We start from the raw sequence: 18,740 nt of genomic DNA, 5'->3' as shown, positions 1-18,740 counted from the left end.
CCGGGGTGGGGCCGGACCGTGACGAGGGCCGGCCTCACGGGGCGGCGGGAGGCAGCTCCAGGTCGGCCCACGCAGCGGCGTGGTCGGTCCCCGGCAGCGACGCGGTCCCCGACGCGCGCACCACGACGCCGCGCACGAGCACGTGGTCGAGGGCGAGGACGGCGCTCATCGGTCCCACGTCGGGCCAGGTGCGGGGGCGCCCGCGGCCCGAGGAGCGCGAGGTGAGGGCCAGGGGGCCCTGCGGCGCGAGCAGCCGGCGCAGCGCGGGGTGGTCGGCCGTGGCGTTGAGGTCGCCGAGCACCACGAGGGGGACGTCCGGGCGGGCCGCCGCCTGCTCGCGGGCCCAGCGGTCCAGGGAGCGCAGCTGGCGCCGCCACGGGGCGACGTCGTCGAGCGCCGGGTAGTAGGGGTGGACGGCGCGCACCAGCAGCGGCGGGCCGCCCGGCGGGGCGACCTCGACGAGCGGGTTGTCGCTCGTGCGGTCGGCGCCCCCGGCCGGGTCGGCGGTGCCGCGCGCCGGCAGCGAGCCCAGGCGGTCGTCGTCGCGCGCGGCGACCGGCCAGCGCGAGAGGACGAGCGTGCCGACGCCGTCGTCGGCGGCGCGGCCCGCGCGGTGCGGCAGCTCGTCGGTGGCCCCGGCGCGCTCCAGGCGCTCGAGGGCGGCGGGGGAGACCTCGACGAGCGCCAGCACGTCCGGCCGCAGCCGGCGCACCAGCGCGGCCGCCGCGGCGGCGTCCGCCCGCCCGTACCAGGTGTTCAGCGCGAGCACCCGCACCCGGGGCCCCGCCGGTCCCGGGGCCGCTCCCGCGGGCTGCGCGCCGGCCACCCACCACCCCGGCAGCGCCAGTCCCGCGTGGACGGCGACCAGGGCCCCCGCGGCGGCGGCCGTCCACCCCGCACCGGCCACCAGCGCCTGCGCGAGGACGACGAGGGCCGCCGGGCCGACGAGGGGGACGAGCGCCTGCACGCGCACCACCAGCGGGGCGGCGCGCCGAGCCGGGTCGACGTCCCACCAGCGCGTCGTGGTGGCCGCAGCGCCGAGCACCACGACCAGGAGGCCGACGAGCACGCGCGTCAGGCCCCCGCCGCGCAGGCCCGGCCGACGCCGACGCCGACGGCGCTGCCCGCGGTGAAGACGTCCAGGTCGAGCCGGACGGTGCTGGCGCCCTGGCCGTCCCCCGAGCGCGTCGCCCGGATCGCCACGTCCGTGACGAGGTCGGGCGCCTCGAGGGCGCTCTCGCAGCTGCGCGGTGCGACGCGCACCGCGACGTCGGTCGTGCTCGACGGCTCGAGCACCACGTCCGCGTCGACGAGCTCGAGGCCGGCCACGCCGCCCGAGAGCACCTCCACGCCGTAGGGGGACTCGGTGTCGTTGCGCACCGCCAGCACCAGGCCCTCGTCGCTGCCGCGCTGCCCGACGACGGAGGGGGTGAACGGCTGGTCGTCGAGGGAGAAGGTGCACGCGTCCTCGAAGCCCTCGAACCGGGCGGACTCGGCGTCCTCGAGGACCGCCACGGCGACGTCGGCCGTGTCGCCGGACGGGGTCCGCACCCTCAGCCACGGGTCCCACGCCGGCGGGTCCTCGCACGAGCCGCCCACCGTCAGCCCCAGCACGGCCGTGCCGCCGGAGGGGAGGTCGGCGACGCCCTCCCCGGTCTCCCGGGGCGCCGCGAAGCCCGAGGGCTCCAGCTCGCCGACGGCGTCCCCCTCGGCGGTGCGGACGCCTCCGGCGAGGACCACCAGGTCCTCCTCGCCGGTGTTGCCCACGACCACCGTGAGGGAGAGCTCATCCTCCTCGGCCCACGCCGCGGAGTAGGAGCTGGGGTAGGAGCCCAGCGAGACGAGCGCCGCGCCGTCGGCGTCCGACCCGCGGACGGCCAGGAGCGCCCCGCCGGCGCCGAGACCCGCCGCCAGCAGCAGCGCCCCGACGCGGCGCCCCCGCCCCGGGGAGCCCGGGGCGCCGTCCTGGGCGCGCTCGGCCGTGGTGCCCGGCGGTGGCGCGTCCAGGTCGTCGTGGACGTCGTCCGGCGCCCCCGCGGGGCGCGCCGGGAACCCCGGCGTCCGGTCCTGCTGCGCCTGGCTCTGCTGCGTCGGGTCCTGCTGCGTCGGGTCCAGCCGGTCGGCGTCCCGCGGGTCCGGACGCCACCGGGGCGCGGCCCTCGGCGCCGCGGACCACGGCGAGCCCCCCAGCTCGTCGCGGCTCACGCGGCGTCCCGCGCGGGGCCGTCCCGGCCGGTCGTCCCCGCCACCGGGGCGCCGTCCGGTCGTCGCCGGGAGCGGGGCCCGCGGCGGGACGGGGCGCGGAAGCGCAGCACGGGCCAGCCGCGCCCGCGCGCCACCCGGCGCAGGGCGCGGTCGGGGTTGACGGCGTGCGGGCGCCCGACCAGCTCGAGCAGGGGCAGGTCGGTCACCGAGTCGGAGTAGGCGGCGCTCGCGGCGAGGTCGTAGCCGTGCTCGTCGGCGAGCTCGCGCGCGAGCACCGCCTTGCCCTCGCCGTAGGCGTAGACGTCGAGCAGCCCGGTCCACCGGCCGCTCTCCACCGCCATCCGCGAGGCCAGCACGTGGTCGGCCCCCAGCAGGCGCCCCAGGGGCTCGGCGACCTCGGCCGCCGCGCTCGTGACGAGGGCGACCGCGTCGCCGCGGCGCTGGTGCTCGCGCACCAGCGCGCGCGCCTCCGCGAACAGCAGCGGCGCGAGGTGGGTGTGGAGGGCTCGCTCCACGACGTCGCTGACGACGCTGACCTCCCACCCGACGACCTGGGCCGCGAGCAGGTCCCGGCCGCGCTCCATGCGCGTGTGGTCCGCGCCGCCGAGGGAGAAGGCCACCTGCTCCCGCAGCGCGCGGGCCAGCGCCCGCACGGGCAGCAGGCCGGCGGCGTGCAGCGGCCCCGCGAGGGCCAGGACGCTCGAGCGGGAGACGAGGGTGCGGTCCACGTCGAACAGCGCCACGCGGCGTCGGTGCGGCGTCGCCTCCACGCCCCCACCGTAGGAGGCGACTGCGGCGCGGGCGTGCCGGAGCGCTCGTCACCACCCGCACGGGCTGGTCGCCCCGGGTCCCGGAGGCCGGCTCGCGGGGGTGTCCCGACGGTGCGCACAGCCCCCGCCCCGCCGTCGTCCGTCCCCAGGCGGCGGTCGCCCGCGGCGCCGGGGCGGTCGGGCGCGGTGGGCTCTCCCGGCGGCGCAGGGTGCGCGGCCGGAGGGAGCGCCGTGGGCACGAGCGGCCGCGCACGAGGCCATGCCGGGGGCACCGGGAGCACTCCCGCGGGGACCACCGGGGACGTCGCCGGCGGCGGTCCGGCGGGGAGGGTCGTCCTCGTCTCGTCCTCGGCCTGGGTGGAGGAGCAGGTGCGGCGCTGCGCCGCGGCCGCCGGCGCGCCGCTCGAGGTGCTGGACCCGCGCGGACCCGGCGGCGCGACGCCCGCCGGCGCGCTCGAGCTGTGGGACGCCTCGGTGCTCCCGGGCGCCGGCGCGCCGCCCCCGGCGCCCGGGTGCCGGCGCCTCGCCCTGACGGGGGTCGACGTCCCCGAGGGCCTGTGGCGGGCCGCCCTGGAGTCCGGCGCGTCCGCGGTGCTCCTGCTCCCCGACGACGAGGACGCCCTCGTCGAGGCGCTGCTCGAGGCGGCCGACCCGCGTCCTGCCGACGCCCTGGTGCTCGGGGTGCTGGGGGGCTGCGGCGGTGCGGGGGCCTCCGTCCTCGCCGCGTGCCTGGCCGGCGCCGCCACCCGTCGGGCTCCCCGCTCGGGCGCCGGGCCGCGCGTGCTCCTCGCCGACCTCGACCCCCTCGGCTGCGGCGCCGACCTCCTGCTGGGTCTGGAGGACGAGGCGGGCCTGCGGTGGGAGGACCTGCGCGGGGTGCGCGGGTCGCTGCGGCCCGACGTGCTGGAGGCCTCGCTGCCGCGGCGCGGCGGCGTCGACGTCCTGGCCAGGGGGCGGGGGGCCCTGGCGCGCCACGACGTCCCTCCGCCCGCCTCGGCGGCGGTCGTCGCCGCTGCGCGCCGCTCCCACGACGTCGTCGTCCTCGACCTGCCCCGCGGCGCCCGCGGGGCCGAGCACCTGCTGCGGGCGTGCGCGCCGCTCCTGCTCGTCGTGCCCGCCGAGGTGCCCGCCGCCGTCGCCGCGTCCCGCCAGCTGGAGGACCTCGCCCGGGGCACGTCCCCGACGGACGTGCGGGTGGTCGTCCGCGCGGGGCCGCGCCCGACGGGGCGCCTGCGGCCGCACGAGGTGGCCGAGGCGCTCGGGCACCCGCTCGCCGGCGTCGTGCCGCACGACCCCGCGCTCGCCGCGCGCGCCGCCGAGGGCGCCCTGCTCTCGCGCGAGCGCTCCGGCGGGGGGCTCCTCCGCGCGGCCGAGCTCCTCGAGCACCTGCTGCCCCCGCCGGGCCGCGCGCCGACGGGTCCCCGGCCCGCGCGGGCAGCCGACCCGGCGGGTGGAGCGCCCGCCCGCGTCGCGGCAGCCGCCACAGCACCGCCGGGCTGGCTCCCCGCCGCCGGTGCCCCGTGAAGGACGCCGGGACGGGGGAGAGCGGCAGGGCGGTCGGCGGCGCGGACGGGCCGGGGCCCGACGGCGAGGAGGGCGTCGACGAGCGGCTGCTCGCGCGGGTGCGCACCGCGCTGAGCCGCAGCAGCGGCCCGGTGACGCCCCCGGTCGTCGTCGACGCGCTGCGCGCGAGCGCCGAGCCGCTCGGCACGGCGGGTGCCCTGCGCGTCGCCCCGCGCCTGGGGGCCGCCCTCGTCGGGGCCGGCGCGCTCCAGGTGCTGCTCGACGAGCCGGGCGTCACGGACGTCCTGGTCAACGGTCCCGACGCGGTCTGGGTGGACCGCGGGCGCGGGCTGCGCCGCGCGCACGTCCGCCTCGGCGACGAGGCCGCCGTCCGGGCCCTCGCGGTCCGCCTGGCGGCAGGGGCCGGTCGCCGCCTCGACGACGCGAGCCCCTGCGTCGACGCGCGCCTGCCCGACGGCGTGCGGCTGCACGCGGTGCTCCCGCCCGTCTCGCCCGCCGGCACGCTGCTCTCCCTGCGCGTGCCGCGGCGCGAGGGCATGGACCTCGACCAGCTCGTCGCCGCGGGGTCGGTGCCCGCCGGGTGGGCGCTCGTGCTGCGCCGCGTGGTCGAGCACCGGCTCGCCTTCCTCGTGAGCGGAGGGACCTCGTCGGGCAAGACCACGGTGCTCGCGAGCCTTCTCGGCCTCGCCGACCCCCGGGAGCGGGTGGTCCTGGTCGAGGACGCCGGGGAGCTGCAGCCGCGGCTGCCGCACGTCGTCCGGCTGGAGGCGCGGCACGGCAACGTCGAGGGCGTCGGGTCGGTGGGCCTCGACGAGCTCGTGCGCCACGCCCTGCGCATGCGCCCCGACCGGCTCGTCGTCGGGGAGTGCCGGGGTGCGGAGGTCCGCGACCTGCTCGCGGCGCTGAACACCGGGCACGACGGCGGCTGCGGCACCGTGCACGCCAACACGGCGGCGGACGTGCCCGCCCGCCTCGAGGCGCTCGGCGCGCTCGCCGGCCTCGACGCCCGCGCGCTCACCACCCAGGCGGCCAGCGCCCTGGACGTGGTGCTGCACCTGCGCCGCGACGCGCGGGGCCGGCGGATGGAGGAGGTGGCGCTCGTGGGCCGCCGCGGGGACGAGCTCGTCGTCGTGCCGGCGCTGACGGCCTCGGGGCCGGGACCGGCCTGGGGTGACCTCGCCGCCCGCCTCGACCTGGACCCCGGGCAGCCGCCCGCCGGTGCGTCGGCGGGCGGCGAGCGGCTGCTCCCGCGGGGCGCGGCCCGCCCGGCGGTCGCCGGTGACCCCGCCCCCGCCGGGGCGCTGCGGTGACGGGGGCAGCGGTCGGGCTCCTCCTGCTCGCAGGGCTGCTGGCCCCGCGCGGGCCCTCCGCCGGGCGGCGCCTGCGACGACTCGTCGCCGCTCCTCGCCGGGCGCAGGCGGGAGCCGGCCGCGCGTCCGCGGGGGCCGCCGGCGGCGGGGCGCGGCGGCTGCGCCGACTCCGGTCCCCCTCTCCCCGGGAGCGCTCGGTGCGCGCGGAGGACGTCGCGCAGGACGTCTCCCGGCTGGCCGTGCTGCTGCGGGCGGGGCTGGCGCCGGGTGGCGCCTGGGCGCACCTGGTCGAGGCCACAGGACCCGGCCCGGGTGGGGCCTGGTCGGCGGCGGCCGGAGCGGCCGCCACGGGGGAGCCGGTGGCCCCGGCCCTGCGGGACGCCGTCGAGCGCCGGGGCCGGCCCGACGACGCGCAGGAGGCGCTGCAGGCGGTGGCGGCCGCCTGGGAGGTCTGCGAGCGCACGGGGGCTCCCACCGCCCAGCTGCTCTCGCGCCTCGCGGGCGCGCTGCGCGAGGAGGCCGACGCCCGCGACGCCCGGGAGGCCGCGCTGGCGGCGCCGCGCGCCACGGCGCGCGTCCTGCTGGCCCTGCCCGTGCTCGGTCTGCTCCTGGGCCACGCCGTCGGCGCCGACCCCCTGCTCGTGCTGGTGGGGACGGCGCCCGGGCGCCTGGCCGGGCTGGTCGGTGCCCTGCTGGCGCTCGCGGGGTGGCTGTGGACCCGCCGTCTCGTGCGGGTGGCCACCGTCCCGCGCGCGGCGGTCGACGTCGGGCCGGCGCTGCCGACCGGGCGGGGTGCCCCGCGGTGACCTCCGCCGTCGCCACCGGGGCCCTCCTGCTCGTCGCGCTGCTGCTCTGGCTGCCACCGCCGCCGTCCGCGCGCCTGGCGAGGCTGCGGCGTGCGGGCTCGGTCGGGCCGGGCGCCGTCGCTCCCCGGGCTCCGCGCGTCGAGCGCCTGCAGGGCGGGGGCCGACAAGGCGGGGGCCGACAGGGCGGGGGGCGCGGGCGAGGATCGGCGAAGAGGCCCGCGCGCGGGGTCGACCCCGCGCTCCTGCTGGACCTCGTGGCGGCGGCCCTGGACGCCGGGGCTCCGCCGCTCGCGGCGCTGGAGGCCGCTGGCTCCGCGCTCGCCCTGACCTCCTCCTCCCGCGAGGACGAGGAGCTGCGCGGGCGCTGCGCGCTGCTCCGCCTGGGCGCGGGGTGGGACGAGGCGTGGCTGGGTGCGACGGCCGCGCTGGTCCCGGTGCGCGACGCCCTCGGGCTGGCGCTGCGCGCGGGCGCCCCGGGAGCCGACCTGCTGCGCGACGCGGCCTCGGAGGTCCGCCGACGGCGGGCGCGCGAGGCCCAGCGCCGCGCCCAGGCCCTCGGCGTCCGGCTGGTGCTGCCCCTGGGCGCCTGCGCGCTGCCCGCCTTCGTCGCCGTGGCCGTCGTGCCGGTGGTGGTCTCGCTCGCCCAGGAGGTGCTCGGCTAGCGCCTCGCCCGGGGCCGCCGGGCGGCCCCGGGCCGTGCACGGCCGTCCGCGGACCCCGCACCGCGTGCGTGGGCGCGCGGGCCCGCGGGCGTGGGCGGACAGCCCGGATGCGTGGATGCCCGGGCCCGCCTGCGTGGACACCCGAGCTGCCAGCGCGAGCGCCGGGCCGGGCCGCGCGGGGTCGCCACCCGTACCCCGGTCGACCAGCTCGCTGGTGCCCAGCGGGGTCGTGGGCCGTCGCGCGCCCCGGCAGGGAGACCGGGCCGTGCTGCACGTCCGTGACCCGAGGTCCGGCCGAGGACACCTCGCGCCGGAGCACGCGGCTGCAGCAGCTCCCACCTGGCCCGACACACCTCGCGCCGGAGCGCACGGCTGCAGCAGCTCCCACCTGGCCCGACACCCGGGCAGTCGCCGGACCACCGCCGCCTCGACGGCGTGACGGCCCGCGGCTCAGGAGCCGGGGCGCCCCTCGAGCAGTCGCCTCAGGTCGTCCCCGGCCCGGTCGCGCTCGTGCCCCGGCGCAGCCGCCCCCAGCCTGCGGTCGACGGCCTCTCGGACCTGCTCGCCCGCCCACTCGACGGACCGCCGGTCCTCCTGGGACCCCCGGGCCTCGGAGGAGGACGGGCCGTGGCCTCGTCCGGAGGGAGACGAGCAGGAGGTCGGTGCGGTCATCGGTCCCCAGGAGTCAGCGCTGTGCGCACGACGTCCCACGGGCCGTGCCCCGTGCCGGCACCTCTGGTGCGCGTCGCGTCGTGCGGCCGCCTGCTGGACCAGCTCCCAGGATGAGGCGGCAGGAGCAAGAGGTCAAGCGTTCAACGTCTCCGGCCGTGCGTCCCGCCCGGCCGGTCCAGCGTCCATCCCGCGCCCACAGCGGGGAGGAAGGGCCGGCTCCTCCACACCCTTCCGTGCTCGCGCCGGGAGAGGCCCCGTGAGAGCCAGCCTCGACGCAGCGGGCCGCACCCGGCGGCCCGGGAGGAGGACCCCATGTCCGCGAGCACCCGCACCTCGACCCGCCACACGCCCCGACCGCGCGCCCTCGGCCGCCCCGACCCGCGCCGGTGCGCGCACCGCCGCGCGGTCCCCGCCCCGGCGCGCGCCTGCACCGCGCGCGGCACGAGGGGCGGGACCGCCCAGTCCGCGGCCGGCCCGACGCCTCCTGCCCGGGCGACGCTGACCGGCTCCGTCCTCACGCCCTCCGCCGGGGCCGAGCGGATCTCGGCCTGCGCCACCGGGGTCGCGCTGGAGCCGCTGAGGAGGCCCCGCGGTGACGTCGGCATGGCCACGGCCGAGTACGCCGTGGCCACGCTGGCGGCCTGCGGGTTCGCCGGTCTGCTCGTCGCGCTGCTGGCCAGCGGCGAGGTGCGCGGGCTGCTCCTCGCCATCATCCAGCGCGCCCTGACGATCGGGTGACGCCGGAGCGCGCGAGCGGCGGCGGGAGCACGGGATGAGGTCGACCTCCCGCAGTGCGGTGCGCGGCCGGGGCGTCGCGCCTCGGCCGCGCACCACCGGCGCAGTCGAGCTCCACCGCGGCGACCGGGGTGGCCGGGGGGACCGGGGCGACCGAGGTGACCGGGGCGCCGTGACGGCCGAGCTCGCCCTCGGCACGGTGGCCGTCGTCGTCGTGATGGCCGGTGCGCTGTCGGTGGGGCAGGCCGTCACAGCCCAGCTGCGCTGCACCGACGCGGCAGCGGCCGGCGCCCGGGCCGCGGCCCGCGGCGCGCCGTCGGGGGAGGTCACCGCCCTGGCGACCGCCCTGGCCGGCTCGGGTGCGGTCGCCTCGGTCGAGGTCGGAGCCGGGCTCGCCGACGTGGTGGTGACAGCCCCCGTCGACCTCGTCCTGCCCGGGGCGCCCGAGCTGGTGGTGAGGGGGCGCGCGGCGGCGGCGGTCGAGGCGGGCGTCGCCGCTGGTGCGGCCGCCGGCGACGCAGCGCGGAGGGGGCCGGCGGACGTCACCGCCGAGGTGCCGCCCTCCAGGGGATCGACATGACCGCACGACCGGTCGGGGTCCTCGGGCGCCGGGAGGACGGGCGCCGGGAGGACGGGCGCCGGGAGGACGGGCGCCGGGAGGACGGGCGCCGGGAGGACGGGCGCCGGGAGGGCGGGCGCCGGGAGCTGGGGCGGCTCAGGGGGGACTGCGGGGCGGGAACCGTGCTGGTGGTGGCGGTCGTCCTGGCCGGCCTCCTGGTCTGCTCGGCCGGGGCGGCGCTCGGGCAGGCCGTCGTCGCCCGGCACCGGGCGTCGGCAGCGGCGGACCTCGCCGCGCTGGCGGCGGCGGACGTGCTCGTCGGCCGGAGCGCGGGGGACGCCTGCGGTGCGGCGGTGCGCGTCGCCGGCCGCGGTGGCGCCCGCCTCCTGGGCTGCCGGCCCGTCGGGCAGGAGGTGGTCGTGGAGGTCGCCGTCGACGTCGCAGGGGTTCTCGGCGGGCTCGGTCCGGCGCGCGCCGCCGCCCGGGCCGGCCCCGCGCCGACGTGAGGTCTCCCGACCGCGCTCGGCCGCGGTGCCGCCGCGGCCCGTGCCGGCGCCGTCGCCCCGCCTGGCTCGTCGCCCCGCCTGGCTCGTCGTCTCAGCTCCCCTCGCGCGGCTCGTCGCCCCCGCCGGCTCCCGCGGCTCGGGTTCCGCCGGTGGGCTCGGTGCTCCGGTCGTCGTCGGCCTCCTGCAGGACCGCGCGCAGCAGGGCGATCGCGCCCGCCTTGCTCAGCGGCTCGTTCCCGTTGCCGCACTTCGGGGACTGCACGCACGCCGGGCAGCCCTCGGCGCAGGGGCAGGCCGCCACGGCCTCGGCCGTGGCGGTGAGCCACGTCCGCGCCGCCGCGAAGCCCCGGGCGGCGAAGCCGGCACCGCCCGGGGCGGCGTCGTGGACGAAGACCGTGGGCAGGCCCGTGTCGGGGTGCAGCGCGGTCGAGACGCCGCCGACGTCCCAGCGGTCGCTCGTGGCGACGAGGGGCAGGAGGCCGATGGCGGCGTGCTCGGCCGCGTGCGCCGCGCCCGGGAGGTCTGCGGGCTCCACGCCGTGGCGCTCGAGGAGGTCCGCCGGTGCGGTCCACCAGACCGCCGCGGTGCGCAGGACCCGCGGCGGCAGGTCCAGGGGCTCCTCGCCGAGGACCTCGCCGTCCGCGGCGCGCCGGCGCAGGAAGGAGACCACCTGGCTGCTGACCTCCACGAGCCCCGTGCGCAGCACCACCGGGCCCCAGGTGCGCCGGTCGTGCTCGGCGAGGACCCGCACGTCGCTGGTGTCGCGGGCGGAGGTGGTCACGTCGGTGTCCTCGCGGCGCACGAGCGCCGTGGAGGTCTCGAGGTCCAGCTCCTCGACGACGTAGGTGCGTCCGCGGTGCAGGTGCACGGCCCCGGCGTGCACCGTGGCGTGCGCAGCTCCCGCGTCCACGCTGCCCACCACCCGTCCGGTGGTTCGCTCCACGACGGCGACCGGGTCGCCCCCGGCGCCCCGCAGGTCGATGGAGTCGGCGGGGCGGCCCTCGCCGACCCAGTACCAGCCGGCCGCCCTGCGCCGCAGCAGGTCGCGCCGCACCAGCGCGTCGAGGAGGGCCCGGACGACGAGCGGGTCGCCGAAGCGCGCCAGCTCCTCCGGTGCCAGGGGGTGCTCCGCGGCCGCCGCGGCGAGGTGGGGCGCCAGCACGTGCGGGTTCTGCGGGTCGAGGACGGCCTCCTCGACCGAGCGGCCGACGACCTGCTCGGGGTGCTCCACCAGGTAGGTGTCCATCGGGTCCTGGCGGGCCACCAGCACCGCCACGGCGTCGTCCCCTGCCCTGCCGGCGCGTCCGACCTGCTGCCACAGCGACGCCCGGGTGCCCGGCCAGCCGGCGAGCAGCACCGCGTCCAGCCCGGCGACGTCCACGCCGAGCTCCAGGGCCGAGGTGGTCGCGAGGCCGAGCAGCCGGCCGCCGCGCAGGGCCCGCTCGAGCTCGCGCCTCTCCTCGGGCAGGTAGCCCCCGCGGTAGGCCTCCACCGCGCGGGCCAGGGCCGGGTCGATCGCCCCGACGCGCTCGGCCGCCGCGAGCGCGACCGACTCCGCGGCGGAGCGCGAGCGCGTGAAGGCGAGGGTGCGGACGCCGGCCGCGACCAGGTCCGCGAGGAGCTCGGCCACCTCGGCGGGGGCCGGGCGCCGGGCTGCGGGGACCGCGGGCCCGCGCGCGGGCAGCAGCGGGGGACGCCACATCAGCAGGGACAGCTCCCCGCGCTCGGAGGCGTCCTCGTCGACGACCTCCACGGGCAGGCCGGTGAGCCGGTGCCCGGTGCGCCCGGGGTCGGCGCTCGTGGCGCTCGCGAGGACCACGACCGGCTCGGCGCCGTAGCGCGCGGCCACCCGCAGCAGGCGGCGCAGCACCGCGCTGACGTGGGCGCCCAGCACGCCGCGGTAGACGTGCGCCTCGTCGACGACGACGTGCCGCAGCCGGCGCAGCAGCGGCGCCCACCGCGCGTGGTCGGGCAGGACCGAGCGCGAGAGGAGGTCGGGGTTGGACAGCACGACGTCGGCGTGGCGGCGGACCCAGGCGCGCTCGTCCGGGGGCGTGTCGCCGTCGCACAGCGCCGCGACGACGCCCGGCACGGCCAGCGCCTCGAGGCTCGCCAGCTGGTCGGCCGCGAGCGCCTTGGTCGGGGCCAGGTAGAGCGTGGCCGCGCCCCGCCCGCCCCAGCGGGCCGGACCCGCCTCCCGGGCGGCCGTCAGGGCGGGCAGCCAGTAGGCGAGCGACTTGCCCGAGGCCGTCCCCGTGGCCAGGGCGACCGAGCGCCCCGCCCGCAGGAGCCCGGCCGCCTCGACCTGGTGCTCCCACGGCGCGGGGACGCCCCGGCGCCGCAGGGCCGCCACGACCTCGGGGTCGGCCCAGGCCGGCCACGCCGCCCGCCGTCCCGGGCGCGCGGAGCGCACGTGGACGTGCAGCACCCGCTCGGCGCGCCCGGGGGCGCCGAGGAGCGCCTCGAGCGCCCGGGCGCCGGGTCCTGCCGCCGGGGGCGCAGGACTCGGGGGGGAGAGCTCGGCGACCACCTCCGGGACGCTGCCAGAGGGGTCCGACAGCGGGTGCGGGCAGCGCGCGACCGGGCGTGGATGGTCTAATGCTGCGAGCCGGCCATCGCCGGGCGGCCCGAGCCGGGTCGCGGAGCTCGACGCCTGGGAGTGCACACGTGGACCTGTCCGTCACCAGTCACGAGCAGGGTGGGCGCACCGTCGTCGCCGTCGGCGGGGAGATCGACGTCTACACGGCGCCCCAGCTGCGGGAGCGGTTGAACGACCTCGTCGCCGACGGCCAGTACCACCTGGTCGTGGACATGCAGGGGGTCGAGTTCCTCGACTCCACCGGTCTCGGCGTCCTCGTCGGCGGCCTCAAGCGCGTCCGCGCCCACGACGGGTCGCTGCGCCTGGTCTGCGTGCAGGAGAAGATCCTCAAGGTCTTCCGCATCACGGGGCTGACGAAGGTCTTCCCCATCCACGACTCGGTCGAGGAGGCGGTCTCCGCCTCCACGAGCTCCGAGGACTGAGCACCTCGTCCCTCCCGGTGAGGACCGGGCCCCCGCGCGACGACGCGCCGGCGGGCCCGGTCCTCCCGCTGCTGCTGGCGCTGCTGGCCGCGGCGGGGGTCGTGGGCCTGTGGCTCGGCTTCGTGACCACGGGGCCCGGCCAGGTCGTCGACGAGATCGCCTTCGCGGGGTCGGCGAGGGGGCGCGACCTCCTCGACGACCAGGCCATGACGGTGCTCTCCGTCGTCTCCGAGGGCACCCTCGCCCTGGGCCTCCTGCTGCTGGTCGTGCTCGCCGTCCTGCGACGCCGGCTCCCGCTGGCCGTGGCGTCGGTGCTCGTGGTCGGCGGCGCGAACGTCAGCACCCAGCTGCTGAAGAAGGTCCTGCTCGAGCGACCCGACCTCGGGCTCGGTGACGCCAACTCCCTGCCCAGCGGCCACACGACCGTCGCCGCGACCCTGGCGGTGGCCCTCGTGCTGGTCGTCCCGGTCGCCGTGCGCAGCACGGCGGCGGTCCTGGGGGCGGTCTACGCGGCCGCCACCGGCGTCTCCACCCTGGTCGCCGGGTGGCACCGCCCGAGCGACGTGGCGGCTGCCCTGCTCGTCGTGGCGGCGTGGACCGGGCTCGCGGTGGCGGGGCTGCGCCTGCACGGCGGGGCTCCCGTGCGCGGCCCCGACCGCCGCGCCGTCTGGGTCCTGCTGGTCGCGGCCGGGTCGGCGGCGGTGCTGGTCGGCCTCGCGGCCATGACGGCGGCGGCCCTGGTGCTCGACGCCGGCGGCACGGTGGTCGTCGAGAGCGCGGGGCAGGACGCGGGGCGCACCGTCCAGCTCCTCTCCTACGCCGGTGGGGTTCTGGCCGGCGCCGGGGGCTCAGCGGCCCTGCTCGGCACTTCGCTCGCGCTCCTGCACCGCACCCCGGCCTGACGTCGCGGGCGCGCCGGTGCGACGTCCGGCTGCGCCCCGCCCCGCCTCCAGCCCGCCCCGGTCCAGCCTGCCCCGCCCCGGGCTGCGCCGTCCGGAGCCACCTCGGACGCGGCCGGGGAGCACGTCGTCCGCCGCGCCGCCGCTGCTAGGTTCCGCGCGTCGAGGGGGCGGCGCCGTCCGCGTCCTCGGGGCAGTCGAGCCGCCGCTGACCGAGGGAGAGCGTCCCCGTGCACCGCACCCCTGCACCCCCGGTTCGCGAGGCGGTCGGCCCCCAGTGCGCGCCCGCCTCCCGGCCGGCCGTCCCGGGCTCGTCGGTGCCGGCGTGAGCGGAGTCTTCGACGTCACGGACCGCCTCGCGCTCGTCACCGGCTCCTCGCGCGGCATCGGCCGCGCGCTCGCCGGTGGGCTGGCCGAGGCCGGTGCCCGCGTGGTCCTGCACGGGCGCGGGGGACCCGCGCTGGAGCAGGCCCGGGACGAGCTCGAGGCCTCCACGGGCCGGCGTCCGCTGGCCTCCTCCTTCGACGTCACGGACGCGGCCGCGACGAGCGACGCGATCGAGGCCCTCGTGGCCGAGCACGGCGCCCTCGACGTTCTCGTCAACAACGCGGGCGTCCAGCGGCGGGCGCCGATCACCGAGTTCTCCGTCCAGGACTGGGACGACGTGGTGGCGGCGAACCTCTCGGGCGCCTTCCACACCTCCCGGGTGGCGGCCCGCGGCATGGTCGAGCGCGGCTCGGGCAAGATCGTCAACATCGGCTCCGTGCAGTCGGTGCTGGCGCGCCAGACCATCGCCCCCTACTCGGCCACCAAGGGCGGGCTCGTCGCGCTCACGCGGGGCATGGCCGCCGACCTCGCCCGCCACGGCGTGCAGGTCAACGCCATCTCGCCCGGCTACTTCGCGACCGAGATGAACGCAGCGCTCGTGGCGGACGCCGACTTCACCGCCTGGGTGGAGGCCCGGACGCCGGCCGCGCGCTGGGGCCGTGTCGAGGAGCTGGTCGGGGCCCTGCTGTTCCTGTGCTCGGACGCCTCGAGCTACGTCAGCGGGCAGAACCTCCTCGTCGACGGCGGGATGACCGCCGTCGTGTGAGCCCGCGGGCGCCCCGCGCGTCAGCGGCTCCAGGGCCCGTCCGCACCGCCCAGCCCCACCGAGCGCAGGAGCCCCGAGATGACCGTCCCGAAGACCACCACCGCCGTCGTCGTGCACGCGGCGGGGGACCTCCGGGTCGAGGAGGTGCCGCTGCGCCCGGCCGCCGCCGACGAGGCGGTCCTGCGCATCGCCTACGGGGGCGTGTGCGGGTCGGACCTGCACTACTGGACCCACGGCGCGGCCGGGCAGTCGGTGCTGCGCGACCCGATGGTGCTGGGCCACGAGGTCTCCGGCACGGTCCTGCGCGCCGCCGCAGACGGCTCGGGCCCGCAGGAGGGGGCGCAGGTCGTGGTGCACCCGGCGACGCCGCGCGACGACGGCCGCACGCGCTACCCGGCGGACCGGCCGAACCTCTCGCCGCTCGGCACCTACCTCGGCAGCGCCGCGCACCGCCCGCACACCGACGGGGCCTTCGCCCGGCACGCCGTGCTGCCGGCGCGGATGCTGCGGGAGCTGCCGGACGGCGTCGGCCTGCGCACGGGAGCGCTCGCCGAGCCCGCCGCGGTCGCCTGGCACGGCGTCTCCCGCGCGGGGGACGTGCGGGGGCGCCGCGCCCTCGTCGTGGGCTCCGGGCCGATCGGCGCCCTCGTCGTCGCGGTGCTCGCGCGGGCCGGTGCGGCCCACATCACCGCCGTCGACCTGCACGAGGCGCCGCTGGTCGTGGCCCGGGCCGTGGGCGCGCACGCGACGCTGCGGGCCGACGACGCCGAGGCGATCGCCGACTGCCAGGCCGACGTCGTCGTCGAGTCCAGCGGGCACCACCTGGGCCTGCGCAGCGCCCTCGCGGGGGCCGCGCGCGGTGGCCGGGTCGTCATGCTCGGCTTGCTGCCCGCGGGCGACCAGCCGGTGACCATCGCCACGGCCATCACCCGCGAGCTCGAGCTCGTGGGCAGCTTCCGGTTCGCCGACGAGATCGACGACGTCGTCGGCGCCCTCGCCGACGGCAGCCTCGCCGTCGAGCCCGTCATCACCCACGAGCACGATGTCGCCGACGCCCCCGCCGCCTTCGAGCGGGCGAAGGACAGCTCGACGTCGTCCAAGGTCCTGCTCCGCTTCTGACGCCGCCGCGGCGCCGCGGCCCCGCTCGACCGCCCCGGTGCCGACCGGTCCGGTGCCGACCGGTCCGGGTGGCTCCGGGGTGCGCCTAGCCTGGCGGGCGTGAGCGAGCGCACCGGTCCGCGCCCCGCGGGGCCGGCGTCCCCCGCCGTCCCGGACGCCCCGGTGGTCCTGCCGGACCTCGTCGCGGCGCTGCGCGAGGACCTCGCCGCGGTCGGCGGGCAGGGGTACCGGGTGGACGCCGTGGCGGACCTCCTCGGGCCCGTGGCGGAGGCCGCGCTGCACCGCGAGCAGCCGCTGGCCGCCCGGCGCGTCGTCGAGGCCGCCACGGCGGCGGGGAACCCCCTGGCCGCCCTCGTCGGCGCCCTGGTGCTCGGCCTGGAGCTGCCCGTCGCGTCGCTCGCCGCGGCGCTGCCGCGCTGCGGGCTCGAGGGGGCTCGCCGGCTGGGGCTCCTCGAGCCGGGGGAGGGCGGTCTGGTCCGCCCGCTCGTCGAGCTGCGGCCCTACGCCGCCGTCGACGCGGCGGGCCCGGCCGACTGGTGGGTGGCCTCCGACCTCGGCGAGATGGCGGTCGCCGGCCCCCTGCGGACCGACCACGTCCTGGGCATCGGCGGGGCCTCGACGACGCTGGCGCAGGCGACGGTGCGCCCCCCGGTCGGCCGGGCGCTCGACCTCGGGACGGGCTGCGGCGTCCAGGCGCTGCACCTGCGCCGGCACGCCCGCGAGGTCGTGGCGACCGACACCTCCGCGCGCGCCCTGCAGTTCGCGGCGCTGACCCTGGCGCTCGACGACGGCGCCGCCGGGGCCCGGGGCGGCCCGCCGGTCGCCCCCGTGGAGCTGCGGCGCGGGAGCCTGCTGGAGCCCGTCGCCGGCGAGCGGTTCGACCTCGTCGTCTCCAACCCGCCCTTCGTCATCACCCCGCGCGCCGCGGGCGTGCCGGCCTACGACTACCGCGACGGCGGGTTGGTCGGCGACGCCCTCGTGCAGCACCTCGTCGAGCGGGTCGGCGACGTCCTGGCCCCCGGCGGGACGGCGCAGCTGCTCGGGAACTGGGAGCACCGGGACGGCGAGCCCTGGCGCGAGCGCGTCGGCGCCTGGCTGGAGGCGAGCGGCCTCGACGGCTGGGTGGTCCAGCGCGACCTGCTCGACCCGGCCGCCTACGCCGAGACCTGGGTGCGCGACGGCGGGCAGCAGGCGGGCCCCGGCTTCGACGCGCTGGTCGGCTCCTGGCTCGACGACCTCGCCGACCGGCGGGTCGAGGCGGTCGGGCTCGGGATGGTGGTCCTGCGCCGCCCCCGGGAGGAGCGCGGCGGCCGGCTGCGGCGGCTGGAGGAGCTGCCGGGCCCCGTCGCCGGCCCGCTGGGCGGTCACGTCGCCGACGTCCTGGCGGCCGAGGAGCTCCTCGCCGGCCTCGACGACGACGGGCTCGCCGCGCTCCGGCTGCGGGTCGCGGGCGACGTCACGGAGGAGCGCCACGCCCGCCCCGGCGCCGAGCACCCGCAGGTCGTGCTCCTGCGCCAGGGGGGCGGCTTCGGCCGGACGGTGCGGGTGGGCACCGCGGTGGCGGGCGTCGTCGGCGCCTGCGACGGCGAGCTGCCGGTCGGCGTCCTCGTCGGCGCCGTCGCCGCCCTGCTGGAGCGGCCCGCGGACGAGGTGGTCGCCGAGGTGCTGCCGGTCGTCCGCGGCCTGGTGGGGGACGCGATGCTCCTCGCGGACCCCGCGCCCGTCGCGGGCGGTGCGGCGTGAGCCCGCTGCCGGAGCGGGAGGAGGAGCGCGCGGAGCAGGATCGCCGGGAGCGGCGGCGCGAGCGGGACGACCGGGGCCGCCCGCAGAACGCCCGGCCCCGCGACGAGCTGGGCCGTCCCCTGCCGCGCGGGGCGCAGGGTGTCCCGCGCGTGCCGGAGGACCTCGTGCTGCCCCCGGAGGAGGCGCTGCGGGAGGCTCAGCGCCTGCTGGACGCGGGCATGCCCTTCCACGCCCACGAGGTGCTCGAGGGCGTCTGGAAGTCGGCGCCGGAGCACGAGCGCGACCTCTGGCAGGGGCTCGCGCAGCTGGCCGTCGGCCTGACGCACCACCTGCGGGGTCGCCCGCGCGGCGCCGCCGTCCTGCTCGAGCGGGGCCGGGGCCGGGTCGCGCCGTGGGCCTCCACGGGGCCGGCCGCCGGGCAGGGGGCCGCCGCGCTCGTCGACGTCGACGGGCTGCTGCGCTGGTCGCAGGACCTCCTGGACGTCGTGCGGTCCGCGGGCCCGGCGGACGACGCCGACCCGCCGCTCGAGCCGCCGCGCACGCCGCGGCTCGGCCGGCGCGACGGCGCCGGGAGCACCGGTGCCCGGCTCCGCCTGGAGCGGCGGGCGCTGACGCCGCAGGAGGCGGCGGACGTCGCGGCCTGGCGCTACCCCGCGCCGCACGACCGCCACGACCTCGGCCCGCACGACGTCCCCGCCCTGCAGGTGCGCTCCAGCAGCGGCCGCGATGGGTACGAGCCGGTCCTGGACCAGGAGGGGTGCGTGGTGGCGCTCGTGTGCCTGGGCGTCGAGGCGACGGTGCCGGGGCAGCCTCACCGCACGGCCGCCGCGGCGCCGGACGCGCCCCCGGCGGGGGGCGTGCTCGACGTCGGCCTGGGCGTGCGGCCGGACCTGCTCTCCTCCGGCACGGGCGGCCTGGCGCTCGCCGCGCTCGTCGCCGCGCTCGCGGCGGAGGCCTCACCGCCGCACGAGCTGCGCGCCGTGGCCCGCGAGCAGGACGGCCGCGCCCTGGCCGTGCTCGCCCGCGCCGGGCTGACGGCGCGGGCGCGCTTCCCGGGGCCGGGCGGGGACGTCTTCGTCGAGCTCCGGGGCGCTCTGGCGGCGCTTGGCGAGGCGC

At 80.1% G+C, this 18,740-nt stretch carries 16 protein-coding genes and 1 pseudogene; 13 read left to right on the top strand and 4 right to left on the bottom strand.

The annotated features are described in order from the left end of the window. Positions 1-34 precede the first annotated feature (34 nt). Genes Q0848_RS05780 through Q0848_RS05770 form a run of 3 tightly spaced genes read right to left on the bottom strand, consistent with a single transcriptional unit; the run spans position 35 to position 2,975 of the window. Positions 35-1,069 (bottom strand): endonuclease/exonuclease/phosphatase family protein, encoded by a 1,035-nt coding sequence (locus tag Q0848_RS05780; RefSeq protein WP_299035965.1) that lies wholly within the window; start codon positions 1,067-1,069, stop codon positions 35-37. A gap of 5 nt (positions 1,070-1,074) precedes the next feature. Continuing rightward, positions 1,075-2,205 (bottom strand): hypothetical protein, encoded by a 1,131-nt coding sequence (locus tag Q0848_RS05775; RefSeq protein WP_299035964.1) that lies wholly within the window; start codon positions 2,203-2,205, stop codon positions 1,075-1,077. Further along, entirely contained in the window at positions 2,202-2,975 is a 774-nt protein-coding gene (locus Q0848_RS05770) for an HAD family phosphatase (RefSeq protein ID WP_299035963.1), read from the bottom strand. Before Q0848_RS05770 ends, Q0848_RS05775 begins: the two co-directional genes overlap by 4 nt. A 231-nt stretch (positions 2,976-3,206) precedes the next feature. Between Q0848_RS05770 and ssd the strand changes: the two genes are divergently transcribed. The 7 genes from ssd to Q0848_RS05735 all read left to right on the top strand — a co-directional run bounded on the left by ssd (position 3,207) and on the right by Q0848_RS05735 (position 9,749). Next, positions 3,207-4,499: a septum site-determining protein Ssd gene (ssd, locus tag Q0848_RS05765; protein ID WP_299035962.1), complete on the top strand. Its 1,293-nt coding sequence runs from the start codon at positions 3,207-3,209 to the stop codon at positions 4,497-4,499. Then, a complete protein-coding gene (locus Q0848_RS05760) occupies positions 4,496-5,809 on the top strand; it encodes a TadA family conjugal transfer-associated ATPase (RefSeq protein WP_299035961.1) in 1,314 nt (437 codons plus the stop codon). The genes ssd and Q0848_RS05760 overlap by 4 nt, the downstream gene beginning before the upstream one ends. A 197-nt stretch (positions 5,810-6,006) precedes the next feature. Then, the gene (locus Q0848_RS05755) at positions 6,007-6,615 is read left to right on the top strand and encodes a type II secretion system F family protein (RefSeq protein WP_299035960.1); all 609 of its coding nucleotides are present in this window, start codon (positions 6,007-6,009) and stop codon (positions 6,613-6,615) included. After that, a complete protein-coding gene (locus Q0848_RS05750) occupies positions 6,612-7,277 on the top strand; it encodes a type II secretion system F family protein (protein WP_299035959.1) in 666 nt (221 codons plus the stop codon). The genes Q0848_RS05755 and Q0848_RS05750 overlap by 4 nt, the downstream gene beginning before the upstream one ends. Positions 7,278-8,261: 984 nt before the next feature. Next, positions 8,262-8,687, top strand: coding sequence for a DUF4244 domain-containing protein (locus Q0848_RS05745; RefSeq protein WP_299035958.1), 426 nt, complete (start codon positions 8,262-8,264; stop codon positions 8,685-8,687). 169 nt (positions 8,688-8,856) lie between these two features. Next, positions 8,857-9,264, top strand: a complete 408-nt coding sequence (locus tag Q0848_RS05740; protein ID WP_299035956.1) for a TadE family type IV pilus minor pilin — start codon at positions 8,857-8,859, stop codon at positions 9,262-9,264. Next, the gene (locus tag Q0848_RS05735) at positions 9,261-9,749 is read left to right on the top strand and encodes an Rv3654c family TadE-like protein (RefSeq protein ID WP_299035954.1); all 489 of its coding nucleotides are present in this window, start codon (positions 9,261-9,263) and stop codon (positions 9,747-9,749) included. Before Q0848_RS05740 ends, Q0848_RS05735 begins: the two co-directional genes overlap by 4 nt. A gap of 91 nt (positions 9,750-9,840) precedes the next feature. Here the strand turns inward: Q0848_RS05735 and Q0848_RS05730 are convergent, their stop codons facing one another. Further along, the gene (locus Q0848_RS05730; protein WP_299035952.1) at positions 9,841-12,279 is read right to left on the bottom strand and encodes a DEAD/DEAH box helicase; all 2,439 of its coding nucleotides are present in this window, start codon (positions 12,277-12,279) and stop codon (positions 9,841-9,843) included. Positions 12,280-12,416: 137 nt separating this feature from the next. On the opposite strand from Q0848_RS05730, the gene Q0848_RS05725 reads away from it, so the two are divergent. The 6 genes and pseudogenes from Q0848_RS05725 to Q0848_RS19005 all read left to right on the top strand — a co-directional run. Continuing rightward, the gene (locus Q0848_RS05725) at positions 12,417-12,770 is read left to right on the top strand and encodes an STAS domain-containing protein (protein WP_299035949.1); all 354 of its coding nucleotides are present in this window, start codon (positions 12,417-12,419) and stop codon (positions 12,768-12,770) included. 17 nt (positions 12,771-12,787) lie between these two features. Beyond that, positions 12,788-13,672, top strand: coding sequence for a phosphatase PAP2 family protein (locus tag Q0848_RS05720; protein ID WP_299035948.1), 885 nt, complete (start codon positions 12,788-12,790; stop codon positions 13,670-13,672). A 322-nt stretch (positions 13,673-13,994) separates the two neighbouring features. Continuing rightward, on the top strand, positions 13,995-14,762 hold the full coding sequence (locus tag Q0848_RS05715; protein ID WP_299035945.1) for an SDR family oxidoreductase: 768 nt from the start codon (positions 13,995-13,997) through the stop codon (positions 14,760-14,762). Between the two features lie 78 nt (positions 14,763-14,840). Then, positions 14,841-15,881, top strand: coding sequence for an L-idonate 5-dehydrogenase (locus Q0848_RS05710; RefSeq protein WP_299035943.1), 1,041 nt, complete (start codon positions 14,841-14,843; stop codon positions 15,879-15,881). Positions 15,882-15,980: 99 nt separating this feature from the next. Beyond that, positions 15,981-17,624 carry a methyltransferase gene (locus tag Q0848_RS05705; RefSeq protein WP_299035941.1) on the top strand — a complete coding sequence of 548 codons (1,644 nt, stop codon included), beginning with the start codon at positions 15,981-15,983 and terminating at the stop codon, positions 17,622-17,624. A gap of 5 nt (positions 17,625-17,629) precedes the next feature. Then, positions 17,630-18,112: pseudogene (locus tag Q0848_RS19005) on the top strand (DUF309 domain-containing protein); the annotation flags it as partial. Between the last annotated feature and the right edge of the window lie 628 nt (positions 18,113-18,740).

The organism is uncultured Pseudokineococcus sp., from assembly GCF_947495735.1.
In the GTDB taxonomy this organism is placed as follows: Bacteria; Actinomycetota; Actinomycetes; order Actinomycetales; family Quadrisphaeraceae; genus Pseudokineococcus.
This window is presented reverse-complemented; position numbering and strand designations above follow the sequence as displayed.

What these genes read in the sequence shown, in the direction of transcription:
- Q0848_RS05745 (WP_299035958.1), top strand. Translation starts at nt 8,262, where the DNA reads ATGTCCGCGAGCACCCGCACCTCGACCCGCCACACGCCCCGACCGCGC.
- Q0848_RS05735 (WP_299035954.1), top strand. Translation starts at nt 9,261, where the DNA reads ATGACCGCACGACCGGTCGGGGTCCTCGGGCGCCGGGAGGACGGGCGC.
- Q0848_RS05710 (WP_299035943.1), top strand. Translation starts at nt 14,841, where the DNA reads ATGACCGTCCCGAAGACCACCACCGCCGTCGTCGTGCACGCGGCGGGG.